This is a genomic window from Natronomonas marina, from assembly GCF_024298905.1.
GTDB lineage: Archaea > Halobacteriota > Halobacteria > Halobacteriales > Haloarculaceae > Natronomonas > Natronomonas marina.
In genome coordinates this window covers 819,864-835,580 of the sequence record NZ_CP101154.1, presented here as the reverse complement: position 1 = coordinate 835,580, position 15,717 = coordinate 819,864, and the positions used below count along the sequence as shown (strand labels likewise).

At 68.1% G+C, this 15,717-nt stretch carries 17 protein-coding genes; 3 read left to right on the top strand and 14 right to left on the bottom strand.

Annotated features, from left to right (window positions below; genetic code table 11):
* Positions 1-5 precede the first annotated feature (5 nt).
* From NLF94_RS04465 to NLF94_RS04430, 8 genes are all read right to left on the bottom strand, one after another.
* Entirely contained in the window at positions 6-899 is an 894-nt protein-coding gene (locus NLF94_RS04465; protein WP_254840265.1) for an alpha/beta fold hydrolase, read from the bottom strand.
* The gene (locus NLF94_RS04460; RefSeq protein WP_254840264.1) at positions 896-2,041 is read right to left on the bottom strand and encodes an acyl-CoA dehydrogenase family protein; all 1,146 of its coding nucleotides are present in this window, start codon (positions 2,039-2,041) and stop codon (positions 896-898) included. Before NLF94_RS04460 ends, NLF94_RS04465 begins: the two co-directional genes overlap by 4 nt.
* Before the next feature lie 79 nt (positions 2,042-2,120).
* Positions 2,121-2,912, bottom strand: coding sequence for an enoyl-CoA hydratase/isomerase family protein (locus tag NLF94_RS04455; RefSeq protein WP_254840263.1), 792 nt, complete (start codon positions 2,910-2,912; stop codon positions 2,121-2,123).
* Between the two features lie 138 nt (positions 2,913-3,050).
* Positions 3,051-3,863 (bottom strand): ABC transporter ATP-binding protein, encoded by an 813-nt coding sequence (locus NLF94_RS04450; RefSeq protein ID WP_254840262.1) that lies wholly within the window; start codon positions 3,861-3,863, stop codon positions 3,051-3,053.
* Positions 3,860-5,047, bottom strand: a complete 1,188-nt coding sequence (locus NLF94_RS04445; RefSeq protein ID WP_254840261.1) for a branched-chain amino acid ABC transporter permease — start codon at positions 5,045-5,047, stop codon at positions 3,860-3,862. Before NLF94_RS04445 ends, NLF94_RS04450 begins: the two co-directional genes overlap by 4 nt.
* 1 nt (position 5,048) lies before the next feature.
* The gene (locus NLF94_RS04440) at positions 5,049-5,912 is read right to left on the bottom strand and encodes a branched-chain amino acid ABC transporter permease (RefSeq protein WP_254840260.1); all 864 of its coding nucleotides are present in this window, start codon (positions 5,910-5,912) and stop codon (positions 5,049-5,051) included.
* Positions 5,913-5,918: 6 nt separating this feature from the next.
* Entirely contained in the window at positions 5,919-7,139 is a 1,221-nt protein-coding gene (locus NLF94_RS04435) for an ABC transporter substrate-binding protein (protein WP_254840259.1), read from the bottom strand.
* Between the two features lie 288 nt (positions 7,140-7,427).
* Entirely contained in the window at positions 7,428-8,195 is a 768-nt protein-coding gene (locus tag NLF94_RS04430) for an SDR family NAD(P)-dependent oxidoreductase (protein ID WP_254840258.1), read from the bottom strand.
* A gap of 87 nt (positions 8,196-8,282) precedes the next feature.
* Here NLF94_RS04430 and NLF94_RS04425 point away from each other — a divergent pair, with 87 nt between their 5' ends.
* Together NLF94_RS04425 and NLF94_RS04420 are read left to right on the top strand one after the other, a co-directional pair.
* Positions 8,283-8,567: a DNA-directed RNA polymerase subunit L gene (locus tag NLF94_RS04425; RefSeq protein ID WP_254840257.1), complete on the top strand. Its 285-nt coding sequence runs from the start codon at positions 8,283-8,285 to the stop codon at positions 8,565-8,567.
* A 54-nt stretch (positions 8,568-8,621) separates the two neighbouring features.
* A complete protein-coding gene (locus NLF94_RS04420; protein WP_254840256.1) occupies positions 8,622-9,359 on the top strand; it encodes a rhodanese-like domain-containing protein in 738 nt (245 codons plus the stop codon).
* Positions 9,360-9,363: 4 nt separating this feature from the next.
* Here NLF94_RS04420 and NLF94_RS04415 read toward each other — a convergent pair whose 3' ends face one another.
* Together NLF94_RS04415 and hisF are read right to left on the bottom strand one after the other, a co-directional pair.
* Positions 9,364-10,167: a hypothetical protein gene (locus NLF94_RS04415; protein WP_254840255.1), complete on the bottom strand. Its 804-nt coding sequence runs from the start codon at positions 10,165-10,167 to the stop codon at positions 9,364-9,366.
* 64 nt (positions 10,168-10,231) lie between these two features.
* Positions 10,232-11,047 (bottom strand): imidazole glycerol phosphate synthase subunit HisF, encoded by an 816-nt coding sequence (gene hisF, locus NLF94_RS04410; RefSeq protein ID WP_254840254.1) that lies wholly within the window; start codon positions 11,045-11,047, stop codon positions 10,232-10,234.
* A gap of 100 nt (positions 11,048-11,147) precedes the next feature.
* On the opposite strand from hisF, the gene NLF94_RS04405 reads away from it, so the two are divergent.
* Positions 11,148-11,732, top strand: coding sequence for an MBL fold metallo-hydrolase (locus NLF94_RS04405; protein ID WP_254840253.1), 585 nt, complete (start codon positions 11,148-11,150; stop codon positions 11,730-11,732).
* A gap of 240 nt (positions 11,733-11,972) precedes the next feature.
* Here NLF94_RS04405 and NLF94_RS04400 read toward each other — a convergent pair whose 3' ends face one another.
* The 4 genes from NLF94_RS04400 to sod form a co-directional block, all read right to left on the bottom strand.
* A complete protein-coding gene (locus NLF94_RS04400; RefSeq protein ID WP_254840252.1) occupies positions 11,973-12,785 on the bottom strand; it encodes an ATPase in 813 nt (270 codons plus the stop codon).
* Positions 12,782-13,045 (bottom strand): DUF5827 family protein, encoded by a 264-nt coding sequence (locus NLF94_RS04395; protein ID WP_254840251.1) that lies wholly within the window; start codon positions 13,043-13,045, stop codon positions 12,782-12,784. The genes NLF94_RS04400 and NLF94_RS04395 overlap by 4 nt, the downstream gene beginning before the upstream one ends.
* Before the next feature lie 280 nt (positions 13,046-13,325).
* Entirely contained in the window at positions 13,326-14,630 is a 1,305-nt protein-coding gene (locus tag NLF94_RS04390) for a hypothetical protein (protein ID WP_254840250.1), read from the bottom strand.
* A gap of 461 nt (positions 14,631-15,091) precedes the next feature.
* Positions 15,092-15,697 carry a superoxide dismutase [Mn] gene (gene sod, locus NLF94_RS04385; RefSeq protein WP_254840249.1) on the bottom strand — a complete coding sequence of 202 codons (606 nt, stop codon included), beginning with the start codon at positions 15,695-15,697 and terminating at the stop codon, positions 15,092-15,094.
* Positions 15,698-15,717: the final 20 nt, after the last annotated feature.

Sequence of the window (15,717 nt, the reverse complement as noted above, 5' to 3'; positions counted from 1 at the left end):
GGCGACTACTCACCTCCCTCCGTGGTGTCCCTTTCGGTCAAAAACGCCGCCAGCTGCTCCCGATAGCCCTCGGTGCGGTCCTCGACGACCCAGTGGTAGGCGTCGTCCAGTTCGACCACCTCGCCACCGAGGTCCTCCGCGAGCCGCTCCCCGTAGGAGAGCGGCTGCATGACGTCGTCGGCGCCCCACAGACAGAGCACGTCGGCGTCGATGTCGTCGTAGGGGATTTCGGTGGTGTGGTTGGTGTTGGTGGCGACGGCGGCGCGAGCGAGCGCCCGCTTGCCGCCCTCCCGCAGCCACGGCGCCTTCATCCCGGCGACGAAGGCGGGGTCGGCCTCGCCGTGGGCGCCCTCGGCGAACGCGAAGTCGAGCTTTCCCTCGAACTCCTCGTCGTCCATCCCGGCGGTCCGGGGCAGTCCCAGCGTCGAGACGAACTCGACGGGCCAGGAATCGTAACAGACCGCGTTCGAGAGGACGAGCCGGTCGACGCGGTCGGGGCTGTGGGCCGCCAGCCGCAGCGCCGCGCCGCCGCCGATGTCGTGGGCGACGACCGTCGCCGTCGCCGCGTCGACCGAGTCGAGCAGGGCGGCGAGCATCGCCTCCTGAACGCGAATGGAGCGGTCGAAACCCTCGCCGGACGCGGAGTTGCCGTAGCCCAGCAGGTCCGGCGCGAGGACGTAGTACTCGTCCGCGAAGGCCGGCGCGACGCCGCGCCACAGGAACGACCACGTCGGGATGCCGTGGACGAACAGCAGCGTCTCGTCGTCGGGGTCGCCGGCCTCGTAGTAGGCGACCTCCAGCTCGTGGCCGTCGACGGCGACCGCCGCAGTTCGCTGGTGGGACTGCCACTCGTCGTGGGTCGTGATGGCGGCGGACCCGGCGCTCCCGGCGCCGCTCATAGGGTGCGCTCCGCGATGATGTTCTTCTGGATTTCGCTCGTTCCCTCGTAGATCTTGGTGATGCGGGCGTCCCGGTAGATGCGCTCGACGGGGTGATCCGAGACGTAGCCGGCGCCGCCGTGGACCTGCAGCGCCTCGTCGGCGACGTCGACGGCGTGCTCTGAGGCGAACAGTTTCGCCATCGAGGCCAGCCGGACGGCGGTGTCGTCGGCGCCGTCGGCGACGTGACTGGCGGCCCGGTAGGTGAGCGACCGGGCGGCCTCGACGTCCGTCGCCATCTCGGCTATCTTGTGCTCGATGGCCTGGAACTCACCGATCTTTTGGCCGAACTGCTCCCGTTCGTTCGCGTACTCGACGGCGGCGTCGAGCGCGCCCTGTGCGGCGCCGACGGCCTGGGCGGCGACGCTCGCCCGCCCCGAGGCGAAGAAGTCCATCAGCTGGTAGAACCCCCCGTTCAGCTCGCCGATGACGTTCTCGGCGGGGACACGAACGCCGTCGAGGACGATCTCGGCGAGGTCGGAGGCCCGAATGCCGAGCTTGTTGTCGATCTTCGTCGGCCGGAAGCCGTCGGTGTCGGTCGGCACGAGGAAGGCGGTGATGCCGCGGTGCGGTGGTTCGGCGTCCGGCTCGGTCTTGGCCATCACGACGGCGACGTCGGCGACCGTACCGTTGGTTATCCACATCTTGGTGCCGTCGATGACGTACTCGTCCCCGTCGGACTCGGCGACCGTCTCCATGCCGGCGACGTTCGAGCCGTGGGCCGGCTCGGAGATGCACGAACAGGAGGCGACCTCGCCGTCGGCGATCTTCGGCAGCCACTCCTCTTTCATCCAGTCGTCGCCGTACTCCAGGATCATCGAGGAGCCGAAGCCGGCGCTGCCGACCGCCGAGCCGATGCCGGGGTCGGCGCGCCACAGTTCCTCGGTGACGATGGTGCGGCCGACGGCGTCCATGCCGGCGCCGCCGTATTCCTCGGGGATGTGCGGGGCGACGAAGTCCAGGTCGGCGGCCTGCCGCCGGATGTCCTCGGGATACTCGCCGGATTCGTCGTGTTCGCGGGCGACGGGTTCGATCTCGGCCTCGCCGAACTCCCGGACGGCCTGCCTGACCGCCTCGTGTTCGGCCGTGAGCTGAAACGACATACCCGGTGGTCGGCTTCCGTTGAAAAATAGATTGTCCCCGATTCCGAACAGCGTTAAGCCGCAGGGGCGGCGGACGGCGCTACCGGCCCTCGAACTCCGGGGGTCGGCCCTCCATGAACGCGTTGGCGCCCTCCTCGTGGTCCTCGGTGGCGAAGACGGCGGCCTGAGAGGCGGCCTCGTTGTCCAGGGCGTCCTTCAGCGAGGCGTTCATCCCCTGCTCGATGAGCTTCTTGGAGTGCCGCAACGCGACCGTCGGCCCGTCCGCGATGGGTTCGACGAACGCGGCGGCCTGCTCTTCGAAGTCCTCCTCGTAGACGTGGTTGAACAGGCCCAACTCGGCGGCTTCGTCGGCGTCGAGCATCTCCCCGGTGAAGACGAGTTCCTTGGCCTTGCTGACGCCGACCTGTCGGGGCAGGAGGTAGGAGGTGCCGGAGTCGATGGCGAGACCGACCTGCCGGAAGCCGAAGGAGAGCTTCGCGTCGTCGGAGGCCAGCGTGATGTCGGCGGCGATGGCGAGGTTCGCACCGGCGCCGTAGGCGACGCCGTCGACCTTCGCTATCGTGGGGAGGTGAAACTCCGCGACCCGCTGGACGGCCCGGTGGGTCTCGTGTTGGATGCGCTCGACGGCCTCGTGAAGCTCCGCGGCGCCGCTCATCAACTCGACCATCGCGTTGACGTCCCCGCCGGCACAGAAGGTTCCCTCCTTGCCCTCGACGACGAGACAGCGGGCGTCGTCGTGAGCCTCCACCTCCTCGACGGCGTCGACGATCGCACTCGACATCTCGGCGCTCAAGGCGTTGCGGTTGTCCGGCCGATTCAGCGTCAGCGTCGCCACGCCGTCGTCGATATCGAGACGTATTGCGTCGCTCATGCGTCTCGACATGCGCGGCCACCGTCTAAAGCCTTGCCACGTCCCTGACCAGCGTTTCCATATGCTGCCGGTGGAGTTAACGGTCGAAGTGTATACCCCCGTTTCGATTACGACTGGTCAAATACGTGGCGAGGGACCTCAGGCGGATTCGCCGCCGAGATACGCCTTCTGGACCTCCGGGTTCTCCCGGATCTCCTCGGGGGTTCCCTCCGCGAGCAACTCGCCGAAGTTGATGACGATGGCCCGGTCGATGAGTTCGAGCAGGCCGCGCATGTTGTGGTCGACGACGACCAGCGTCGTCCCCTCCTCGCGGAGCTCCTCCAGCAGAGTCGAAACCCGGCCGATCTCGTTGTCCGCCAGCCCCGCGAACGGCTCGTCGACGAGCAGCATATCGGGATCGGTCGCCATCGCACGGGCGAGTTCCAGCCGAAGCATCCCCGCGTGGGGAAGTTCGGCCGGCATCCGGTACATCTCCTCGGCCAAACCGACCCGCTCGCAGAGCTCGATCGCCTCCGTACGGGTCTCCCCGCGCAGCCCGCGCGTGGAGAACAGCCGGTCGGGGACCAGTGCCGTCTGGACGTTGGCGAGGACGGTCCGGTCCTCGAAGGGTCGGAACTCCTGGAACGTCCGCGCGAGGCCCTTGCCAACCATCTCGTAGGCCGGCAGGCCGGTGACGTCCTCGCCGCGGTAGTACACCGTCCCCTCGGTCGGCGGGTAGCGGCCGGTGATGCAGTTGAACGTCGTCGACTTGCCCGCACCGTTCGGCCCGATGAAGCCGAGGATCTCCCGTTCTTCGACGGCGAAGGAGAGGTCGTCGACGGCGATCAACCCACCGAATCGCTTGGTGAGACTGTCGACGACGAGGGCGCCGTCGTCGGGGTCGAACGCCCGTGTGCCGTCCGCGCTCTCGGCAGTCGGATCGGGACCCCCCGACTGCGCTTCGCTGCTCATCGGCGGTCACCCCCGAACAGCTCCCGGAGGTCGTCGGTCCAGGATTCGACGACCCGCTCTCCACGAGACGTGCCGCCGTCGGCGACGGCTTCACCGGACTGCGGTTCGGAGCGAGCACGCCACTCTCCCACCACTCGGGGGACGATGCCCTCCGGCAGGTAGAACAGGAAGGCGAACGTCACGATGCCGAACAGGAGGAAGTAGATCTCCCCGACCGCCACGTCGAGAAGCGGGATGACCAGCTCGATTTCGGCGCCGGTGAACGGGACGGTAACCGTATCGAGGTTCCGGATGAACACTCGAAGCAGGTAGAAAAACAGGCCACCGACCGCAGCGCCGGTGATGGTGCCGATGCCGCCGAGGATGGCGGCGATGATGACCTCGATGCTGATAAGGAGCGCCAGTAGCTCCGAGACGTTGAAGCCACCGACGCTGTGGCCGTACATCGCGCCCGCGAAGCCGCCGACCAGTCCCGAGACGACGAAGGCGAACAGCTTGAACTTCGCGGGGTTCTTCCCGGTCGCCGCGACCGAGATCTCGTCGGCCCGGATGGCGGTGAACACCATCCCCGCGTCGGAGCGGGTGATGGCGACGAACAGCGCCAGCGCGAACAGGAACACGAACAGCGCGAGGTAGTACCCCGCGTAGGGATCGACTCCCGGCGACGGTATCGGGCCGATCGCGCCGAAGTTTTCGACGGCACCGACGCTTACGAGGCCGAGTTCCCCGCCGGTCCAGTCCGGGAAGAACCGGAACACCGAGATGAGGATGATCGGCGTCACGAGCGTGATGAGCGAGAAGTACGGTCCCTTCACGCGCAGCGACGGGAAGCCGATGAGCAGGCCGGCCACGCCGGCCGCGACGGCGCCGAGCGGTGCGGCGATCCAGGGGTCGATACCGACGTGGAGGTTCAACATCCCCGAGGCGTAGCCGCCGACCCCGAAGAAGAGGCCGTGACCGAACGATATCTCGCCGGTGTACCCCGAGACGAAGTCCCAGCTCATCACGAACGTCGCAAAGAACAGCGCCGATGCGAGGTAGATGGCGTAGATGGCCGGGAGAACCACCGGAAGGACGAAGAGCGCGAGGATTCCGAGGAGCCCGACCTGCTGGTGTCGCTGCATCTCGACCGGGTTGAGGATGTCGGCCCACGACTTCGAACCGGATCGTGCCTGTCCGGACATCTCACTCCTCCACCAGTTCGCGGCCGAAGAGACCCTTCGGTCTGATGAGCAACACGAGAACCAACACGATCAGCGCCGAGACGCCGGCCAGCCGTTCGCTGATGAACCGGATGGTTATCTGATCGAGGAAGCTGATCAGGTACGCGCCGATGACGCTACCGCGGATGCTGCCGAGACCGCCCAACACGACGATGGCGAACGACAGCAACAGCGGGTTGCGGCCCATGAGCGGGCTCGCCGTCTGGAAGGACGCGAGAAACAGCCCCGCGAGGCCGGCGAGCGCGCCAGCCAGAACCCATGTGTAGGTGTACACGTACTCGGAGTCGATGCCGACCAGGGCCGCGCCCTTGTCCGACATCGAGGTCGCGAGGATGGCCTTCCCGGTCCGGGTCCGGTTGACGAAGTAGAACAGGCCGCCGATGAGCACCCACGAGAGCACGAACACGAGGATACGGTTCCGCTGGATGCTCTCCCCGAAGACGGTCACGGTCCCTTCGAGTAGCTGGCGAACGACCAGCTCCTGACCACCGAAGACGACGAGTGCCGCCTGCTCGGTGATGATGGCGACGACGAGCGTCAGGATGAGGACGGTGACGGGGTTGTGACGGATCTTGCTGATGAGGCCCCTGTACAGGGCGAGTGCGAAGGCTGCAGAGACGACTGCGGCCGCGATGGCCCCGGCGACGATGCTCCCGGAAGCCGCTTCGACGGCGTACGCGCTGTAGGCGCCGACGGTGATGATGCCGCCGTGGGCGAGGTTCAACACGCCTCCGACCCCGAAGATGAGCGTGAACCCGATGGCTATCAGCGAGTACAGCGCCCCCAGCATGAGGACGTCCGCCGCGACGGAGATGGCGCTTACCATCGTGTTTCAGGCCCAGGGTGGCGATTGGTACTCGGTCTCTTCGAGGTCGTCGGGCCAGAGAACCCGCTGTCTCCCGTTGCCCTCCCCGTCGGTCTGCCACTGGAAGTACACGCCCTGGGCGTAGTCGGGCCCGTACCGCACGTCGTGGGGGAACCGGCCGTCGGGACCGAAGAACTCGATGTTCCCGCCGGTGCCGGTGTAGGACATCCCCTCCAGTTCGGTGACGAGGTCGTCGCTGTCGACGCTCTCGGTCGCCTCGATGGCCTCCTTGAGCATGTACACCGCGTCGTACGCCGAGTAGCCGGTGTACACCGGGAGGCTGTCGTAGGCCTCCTGGTAGGCGTTGGCGTACGGCACCGTCTTCTCGGTCACCTCGGAGTTGGCCGTCGCGGTCGTCTGTGAGAACGTCGAGATGGCTGCCCCTTCGGTGGCCTGGTAGAAGGAGGGCAGCTGGGTCGGGACGTGGATACCGCCGAAGCCGAAGGGTCGCTGCTGTTGGGCCCACTGGACGAGCGCGTTCGTCCCGATGTGTGCCAACGCGGTGTAGGCACCGTCGATGTCGCTGGATTCGAGCTGGTCGTAGATCGGCGTGAAGTCCTCGGTCCCCTCCGCGATCCGGCGGACCCCGGTGACCTCGATGCCGGCCTCCTCTTCGAGACGCTGTTGGATGTCGCTCGTGATCGGCTCGGTCCACTTGTAGTCCTCCGCGAGGAAGGCGACCCGCTCCCAGCCCATCGCCTCGAAGCGGTCGGCGGCGAACTGCAGCTGTGACTCGCCGAGGAACACGGAGTTGATCGGCCCGACCCGGAACCAGTACTTGTTGGTCTCGTAGTCGTCGGCGACGAGCTGGGGGGCCTCGGGCGTCGCGGCTCCCGCGGTCAGGTGGACCGTACTCTGCTGGGCGATGTTCTCCATGATCGACAGCAGGCTCTCGGAGCCGAAGATGCCGACCGTCGCGTCGACGTTCTCGCCGGTCGTCAGCTCCTGGTACACCTCGCGGGTCGTCCCCGGCTGGTCCATGGTGTCCTTCGTCGAGACCTCGACGTCGGCACCGGCGATACCGCCGTCGTCGTTGATCTCGCTGACCGCGAGTTCGGCGCTCTTGAGGATCGAATCGCCCATCGGCGATTCCGCGGGACCGAGAGCGCCGATGGTGATCGTCTCCGGGATTCCACCGTCACCGTTGCCGTTCCCGCCGCCGAGACAGCCCGCGAACGTGGTTCCCACGGCCCCGGCCCCGGTCGCTCTCAGGAACGACCGCCTGTCGACCCCGAAAGCGCGGTTCGTTCGTGATCCCCTCGACCGCCGATCACCATTATTATTGTTAACTATTGCCAATCAACATGTTATAGTACAATCATCATAAAGGTGCTGCCGATCCCTAGAACTACAATTTTGAATACGGTTTGAGTTCCTCGACCACCGGTGATCGAGAGGGGCCACCGGATCGGGGGTTCGTCCCGAGGGAGCGGGCCGTCCGAGCGCGATGGATACCGGGGGTTCGTCGATCCTGGCCTACCGCGCGGTCCAGCCGCCGTCGACGGCCAGCGTCGCACCCGTCGCGTAGCTGGCGAGGTCGCTGGCGAGGAAGAGGGCGGGCCCGGCTACCTCCTCGGGGTCGGCGAACCGGTCCAGGGGCGTGCGTTCCTCGATGGACCGCCGGAGGTCGTCGTCGGCGTGGAGGTCCTCGGTGAGGTCCGTTGCGACGTAGCCGGGCGCCAGACAGTTGACGCGGGCCTCGGGCGCCCAGTCGAGCGCGAGGCTCTTGGTCAGCCCGACCAGCCCGTGTTTCGAGGCGACGTAGGGGTGCTGGCGCGGCAGTCCGACCAGCCCGCCGACGGAGGCGACGTTGACGAGCACGCCGTCGGACGCCAGCAGCGCGGACTCCGCGGCCCGCGCACAGGCGAAGGCGCCCTCGAGGTTGACCGCCAGCACCTGCCGGAGGCCCTCGTCGGTCACCCCCTCCAGGTCGCCGAGGGCCGCCTCGGGGTTGACGCCGGCGTTGTTCACCACGACGTCGACGCCGAGGTCGTCGGCGATCCGGTCGAAGCAGTCGGTGACGGCCTCGCTGTCGGTGACGTCGAGCGTCTCGAGGCGACTCTCCGCGCCGCGGTCACGGATCGCCGCGACGACGTCTTCGAGGGCCGGCTCGCTGCGCGCCAGCGGCACCACGTCTGCCCCGGCCTCCGCGAACCCGAGGGCGATAGCCCGCCCGATGCCACGGGACCCGCCGGTGACGACCGCCGTCCGCCCCTCGAAATCGAAGGCCACGTCTCCGTCCATACCGGAGGCGGGTCCGGCCTCGAAAAAAGCGTACCGGGAGTCTCCGGTTCGTAACGCTCATACCGACGCTGCGTCTACGGTCCGGCAATGGACCTTCGCGTCATCGAGAACCTCGACACGGAACTGTCGATCGAGATACAGGGCGAGGACCACACGTTCATGAACGTGCTGAAGGGGGCGCTGCTGGAGGTCGACGGCGTCACCGCGGCGACCTACGACATGAACCCCGAGCAGTCCGGCGGCCAGACCGACCCCATCGTCACGATCAAGACCGACGACAGCATCGAGCCCCTGGACGCCCTGGAGAAGGCCGCCGGCGGCATCAAAACCAAGACCGACGCCTTCCGGAACGCCTTCGAGACGGCGGCGTAGCGGTTCGACGGGGGAACCAGAAACGACTTCCCGGTCGGGCCGTCACCTCTCCGCATGCGCCGCCGTACGTTCCTGACCGCGACCGCCCTCGCCTCGAGCGCCCTCGCCGGCTGTCTCGGCGGCGACGGCGACGGCCCTCCCGGGCCGACCGACACCGACGCGCCTACCCCGACCTCGATGGACGCCGACCCGGATTCCTTCGAGCGCATCGAGGTCGAGGGGCAGATGGTGCCGCTGGCGCCCGTCAAGGTGACGTACAACTGGTACGCCCGCGGCGAGGCTCGCTTCGCCGACGCTCGCGGCGAGGGCCAGTACCAGGAAGCCCGCATTACGGGCGCCGTCTGGAGTCCAGCGCCCGACGGGCGCCCGGACGACCCCGTGGCGGAGTGGGCGACTGACGAGCGCATCGTCTGTTACTGCGGTTGTCCGCACCACCTCTCGTCGCTGCGGGCGTCGACGCTCATCGAGAACGGCTACGAGGACGTCTACGTCATCGACGAGGGGTTCTTCGAGTGGGCCGACCGCGGCTACCCCATCACGGGGACGGAGGTCCAGGGCGCCGCCCGCGTCATCCGCGGACGGAGCGCCGCCGACGCCGGCGAGCCGGTGTACGCGACCCACGAGCCGAGCGACCAGCGGGAGGCCGCCTTCGTCGGCGCCGACGGTAGCTACGAGTTGCACCTCCGCTTTGCGGACCTGGCTTCCGACGCCGAAATCAGCGTCGAGGCGCCCGACTACACCGTCGTCGCGCCGCTGTCGGAGCTGACGAGCGGGCTCGTCTCGCCGCCGTAGATCCTCAGCAAGCGGCGTACGCGACCGCGACCGTGTTCTCGGGCGTGACGTGGACGGCCACCGCCTCGGTTGCCGCGTCCCCGCGGATAGCGGCCTCGTAGTCGGACCGCTCGAGGAGGTCCGCGGCGATGGCGGCCGCGAGGTCGGCCTCGGTGTCGAACGCCGCGGGGTCCAGCGACGTCTGGATGGCGCCGGCCCGGAGGTCGGTCCGGCAGTCGGGATCGAAGGCGCCGGCGCCGGGGAACTCTCCCTCGTAGTCGGAATCGTACCGCGCCGCGACGTCGTGGCGGACAGCGTACGTTGCGAGGGCGTCCAGGCCGTCGTCACGGCCACGTTCGGACCCGCGCTCGGCGTCGAACTCGCCCTCGACCTCGCTCTCGACGGCCCGGAGGTCGAGACCGGCCGCCGTCGTCGCCTCCCCCGGCGCCTCGGGCGGTGCCGGCGGCCCGCCGAGGCCCGGTATCGGAATCACGCCGGTCACCGCCAGCGCGACGACGACGACCACGGCGACGACGCCGAGCAGGTACGGCCACCCGACGTCGAGGTAGCCGGGCGCCGACACCTCCTGGGCGAGGTCCTCGTCGCCGACCGCCCGCTTCTCGAGGGTGGGATGGCTACAGCCCGTACATATCTTGGCGTTCCTGACGTGCTCGCGGCCGCAGTTCTCACAGACCCACACGTACGACTCGGCCCGGAAGGCCGACGACGAAGCGTCGTCGACCCGCTCGAAGGTCTCGCGGCCGCAGGTCTCACACGGCGGGTCGTCCTCGTCGTACTCCCGACCGCACCAGGTACACCGCCACGTCACTACCGCTACGGAGGGGACCGGCGGATAAATACCGATGGATTCGGATGAGGCGTCGGTCGAGCGGTTACAGCCGGACGGGAACCCCGCGCTCGTCGAGGTACTCCTTGACCTCGGCGATGGTGTACTCGCCGAAGTGGAAGATGGAGGCCGCCAGGGCCGCGTCGGCGCCGGCCTCCTCGAACACCTCGTAAACGTGCTCCGGGCCGCCACAGCCCGAGGAGGCGATGACCGGCGTCGAGGTGTTCTCACAGACCGCCCGCAGGAGCGGAATGTCGTAGCCCTCCTTGGTCCCGTCACGGTCGATGGAGTTGACGAACAGTTCGCCCGCGCCGCGGTTCTCGGCCTCGTTGACCCATTCGAGGACGTCGACGCCGGTCCCCTCGCGGCCGCCCTTCTTCGTGCACTCGAACCACGCGCTCTCGCCGCCGACGTCGAAGTACTGTTCGCCGGCCTCGTCGAAGCGCCGCCGGGCGTCGACGCTGATGACGATACACTGGCTGCCGAACGCCTCGGCGCCCTCCTCTATGAGGGCGGGCCGCTCCAGGGCGCCGGTCGTGATCGAGACCTTGTCGGCGCCCGCCCGCAGCGTCTCCTTGATGTCGTCGGTCGTCCGGATGCCGCCCCCGACCGTCAGCGGGATGAAACACTCGTCAGCCACCGCCGAGACGGTGTCCAGCATCGTCTCTCGACCCTCCGCCGAGGCGGTGATGTCGAGGAAGACGAACTCGTCGGCGCCCGATTCGTTGTACTTCTCGGCGAGTTCGACCGGGTCGCCGGTGTACTCCAGGTCCTCGAAGTTGACGCCGGTGTAGACCGCCGCGTTCCCCTCCTCGTCGACGTCGACGTCGATGCAGGGGATGATGCGCTTGGTGAGGGTCATCTACTACCCGGAGATTGGCCGGGTTCGGGTTTGACGGTTTCGGAGTCGGCGACCGCCTGGAGTGGAAAAACACAAGCGGTCACGCCGACTACGGCGGGTAATGACCACCGTTCGGAACATCGCGGCGGGCGTCCGGTCGATGACGAGCAACGCCTTCCTCGTCGACGGCGAGCGGGCCGTCCTCGTCGACGCCGGGTCCGACTTCGACGCGGTCGCCCGCATCGAGGACGCCACGGGAAGCATCGACGCCCTCGTCCTGACGCACACCCACCCCGACCACGTCGGCAACGTCGAGTCGGTCGTCGAGGCCTTCGGGGTCGACATCTGGGGGTACGACCCCGACCACCCGCTCGTCGACCACGCCATCGAGGACGGCGAGACCGTCCGGTTGGGCGACCACGACTTCGAGGCGCTGCACACGCCGGGCCACAAGGACGACCACCTCTGTTTTCACTCGGCCGAGGCGGGCATCCTGTTCGCCGGCGACCTCGTGTTCGCCAACGGGGGGTTCGGCCGGACCGACCTGCCGGAGGGCAACCGCGAGACGCTCGTCGACAGCATCGAGTACCTGCTGGCCACGCTCGACGAAACGCTGTCGGCGATGTACGTCGGCCACGGGCCGGCCGTCGACTCGAACCCGTTGTATCACGTCGAACTCGCGGCCCAGGCGGCGAAGATGGGATAGAATTGGGAGAACGTATTTACCACCGGCAAGCCTCGATTCGGGCGCAGACGCGTCCGAGAGGCTACACCCCCACGACCTCGGAGGGAGACGGTCGTGCGGTCCCGGCCGGGCGTTCGGCCGGGGGCCGCCGGCGGTGCTGCCGTCGCCGCCTCCCACCGCAGGGCACCCTGATCCCCGACGACCCGCCGTTGCGAGCGGCCCGTGCGTCTGTACGGCGGCGTCGTCGTTTCCGTTACTCCATCAGACCGTCGAGAGCAGCGCCTCGTAGGCCTCGCCGTAGGCCGACGCGACCGCACCGAGGTCCGCCCGCTCCTCGCCGGCGAGGGCCGGCAGCGTCACCGACGCCGCAGGGTCAAGCAGGTCCGTGACGTGGCCGACCCGTTCTTCGAGGCGTCCCTCGTGGGCACTGCCGCTTGCGACGTCGCAGGCCTTCGCGTACCGTTCGCCGTCGTAGACCCGACAGCGACGGGGTTCGACCACCGCGACCGCGTCGGGGACGAACGCCGACAGCGGCCGGGCGATGTCCGAGTACGACTCCACGATTGCGGCTTCCCGGCTCTCGATGCGCTCGCCGAGGGCGTCGAGGGCGGGTCCGTGCGACCGCGCCATCAGGTCGTTCAGTTCGGGGAGTGCCTCGACGACCGTCGCTTCGTCGAGCGGCAATCCGCGTTCGGCCTCCTCGGGCACGTTTACGGTCCCGTTGACGACGTAGCGGTCCTCGCCCGCGGGAGGCGTGATCCGGTCGACGAGGAAGGCCCGTTCCTCGCGGCCCAGCAGACCCTTGCCGCCGCCGGGGACCGGCATCCACAGGCGATGGACCGGGTTGATGGCCTCGGGTCGGACCTCGCCCGGCGAGGCGGCCGCCAGTTTCTTGGCGTCCTTGCCGTAGAGCCGACCCGTCTCGACGGCCCGGCGGTAGTCGTCGTGGTCGTACCAGAAGCCGTTGCCGGCGCGGGGTTTGAACCCCCGGACGCCGGTCCGCTCGACGAGACCCGCGGTGAAGGTCGTCTTGCCGGCGTCGACCTCGCTGCTGCCCGCGACGAGCAGTTTCATTGCAGTCCGTAGTAGCCCGGTTCGTCCTCGGCGTCCGGTTCGGCGAAGACGAACGCCTCGCTGTTGTCCAGCATCCAGGGGATGGCCCAGTCCAGCAGGATGGCCTCCGTCTCGGCGTCCATCTCCCGGTCGGGGTCGACGCCCTGCAGCAGTCGTGCGATCTCGTAGACGGTGTAGAGGTAGTCGTCCTCGAGAACCTCCTCGGGGTCGCGGAACTCGAAGGACCGGAGGTCCTCGAACTCCTCGCGCGGTCGTGGCATGTCGGTCGGTACGGCGCCGGGGTTTTAGGGGTTGACGACCTGTCGAAGCCCCGTCCGGTGAGACGTGTCAGGGAGCGTGCTGAATAGATGGCGGTCTCTCGCAGTGGCGCATCCGGGCGCCGAGTGACACCTGCCGAACGCGGGCGGCCGCCACGGCCGGAACGCTAACGGCGACGTCCTGACCAGAGGACTCCGAGAAATCCGCAAGAAAGCGCAGCTATCGTTCGCCCCCACGAGCGGGGCGGCGTCCAACGGCGTCAGCGGGGAAACGCGGCGGGTCTCAGCCGTTGATCGCCGCGTCCAGCGAGTCGATGGCACCGGCCAGGGTCGCGATGTGCTCTTCGAGGCTCCCGGCGACGGCGTCTGCGGGCAGCTCGCCACCCGAGATGTCGTTGAAGAACGTGCCGGCGCTGCCGGTGTACCCCTCGAGGTCCTCGATTGCCGCCGCCCGTCCCTGCCTGTCGTCGCTGGCGGCAGCCGCCGCGTAGTCGACGAAGAAGCCGATGTGGTCGCGCCACAGGCTCAGGAACGCATCTCGGTTCTCGGAGCCGGCCAACTCGCCGATGGCGTCGGCGAGTTCCACGGAGTTGGTGTCGAGCGTGCCCGCCGCCGCGTCGAACGCGCCGCTGTCGAGCCCCGCGGCGTAGGCTGTCTTGACCGCGATGCCGGCGAGGTAGACGTGTTCCTGCAGCCCGGCGGTGAGGGTCGCGCGCAGCCCCGAGGCCGCCGAGTCGGGGTCGCCGTTCATGTCGAGCGCGGCGACGAACCCGCCGGCGATCACGCTGGCACTTCCCACGATGTGGTCTGCGGCGGCCTTGAGGTCGTCGAACGCGCTGGCCTCCCCGGCCGCAAAGCCGTCGATCGCGGCCGTCAGGGTATCGATGTGGACGTCGAGGCTCTCCGTCACGGCGTCGGCGGGCAGCTCGCCGCCCGAGATGTCCTCGAAGAACGTGCCGGCGGTGTCGGTGTAGCCGTCGAGGTCGTCGAGGGCGGCCTGGCGGCCCTCGTCGTCGTCTTCGGCGGCCGCAAGCGCGTAGTCGACGAAGAAGCCGATGTGGTCGCGCCACAGGCCAAGGAACGTCTCGCGGTTGTCGGAGCCAGCGGCCTGGCCGATGACGTCGGCCAGCGCCACCGAGTTTTCGTCCAGCGCTTCGGCAGCGAGGTCGAACTCGTCGCTGTCGGCGCCGAAACTGAAGGCGGCATCGACCGCGTAGCCGGCGAGATAGACGTGCTCCTGCAGCAACCCGGTGAGGGTCGCGCGCAACTCCGCGGCCTGACTCGCCGGGTCGCCGGCGAGGTCGGCGCCGGCAGCGATTCCGCCGGAGAGTGTCTTGGCAGCCCCCTCGACGTGACCCGCGGCCGTCTTGGCGTCGGCGTACGGGTTGCCGGTGCTTTTGGGCTCGATGACGAACTCCGCCTGCCCGTCGTCCGCCTCGGTCGCCGTCGCTGTCGGGTCCTCGTCGTCCGGCGTGGGGTCGTCCCCGTTACCCGAGGACGAACAGCCGGCGAGCGCTGCGATCGCGGCTGCACTGCTCGTTTTCAGGACCGTGCGTCGATCGAACCGTCCGGATGATTTTTCGCTCACATCCGATACAACAGGAATCTCCCCTTCGGTATTCGCCGAACTACGGCCAAACTCCGGCCCAATTTGGTTCCGAACGACCCCCGGTTCGTGGTTGTACGTAGCGAGACCGTCAGACCGACCATCCACGGTGAGCCGAGACTCCATGATATCGGCACGCCACTCGTGACGGCGGCGTGGTACCGGCGGACGGCGCTGCTGAATAGCGGGCGCGAACTTTTTTCGGCTCGGGTTCGTCTTCGGCGAACCGCTCGGCGCAAAAATTCGGTAAAAAAGGCGGACGGCTCGGCCTTCGGCCTCGCCGTCAGGGCCCCCGATCGCTCCGCTCGCACGGACGTTACTGCTGCATAGAACCTCTATTCAGCACGAGGCTCCTCTCAGTTTCCAACTGTTTCGAGTTGACGTGACCCGACCCTACCCAACTTGACGCCCAAAGAAAATCCGGTGTTGTGACTGCGGTCGGCCTACTGGCTCGTCGCCTTCTCGTACTGCTCTGCGACGTTGTCCCAGTCGACGACGTCGAAGAAGTTGTCGATGAAGCTGCCGCGGTCCGGACCGTAGTCGTAGTAGTAGGAGTGCTCCCAGACGTCGAGCGCGAGGATGGGGTGGCTGCCCCACAGCGCGCCCTGGTCGTGCTTGTCGACGACGAGGTTGCGCAACTGGTCGGAGACGGGGTCGTAGACCAGAAGCGCCCAGCCGCCGGCGGCGCCCGCGGCGGCCTCGAACTCGCCCTTCCAGCCCTCATAGGAGCCGAAGTCCTCCTCGATGGCGTCGGCGAGGGCACCCGAGGGTTCGCCACCGCCGTTCGGGGACATGTTCTCCCAGAACAGCGTGTGCAGGTAGTGACCCGACCCGTTGTGGGTCACGTTGCGGATGGCGGCCGCCGAGTCACCGAAATCGCCCGCCTCGCGGTTCTCCGCGAGCGTCTCCTCGGCGCTCTCCAGGCCGTTGACGTACCCCTGGTGGTGGGTGTCGTGATGCCACGTCACGACCTGCTCGGAGATGGACGGTTCGAGGGCGTCGTAGTCGTACGGGAGCGGCGGAAGCTCGGGGTTGGAATGTTCGGACATTTATATCGACCTCCAGTTGT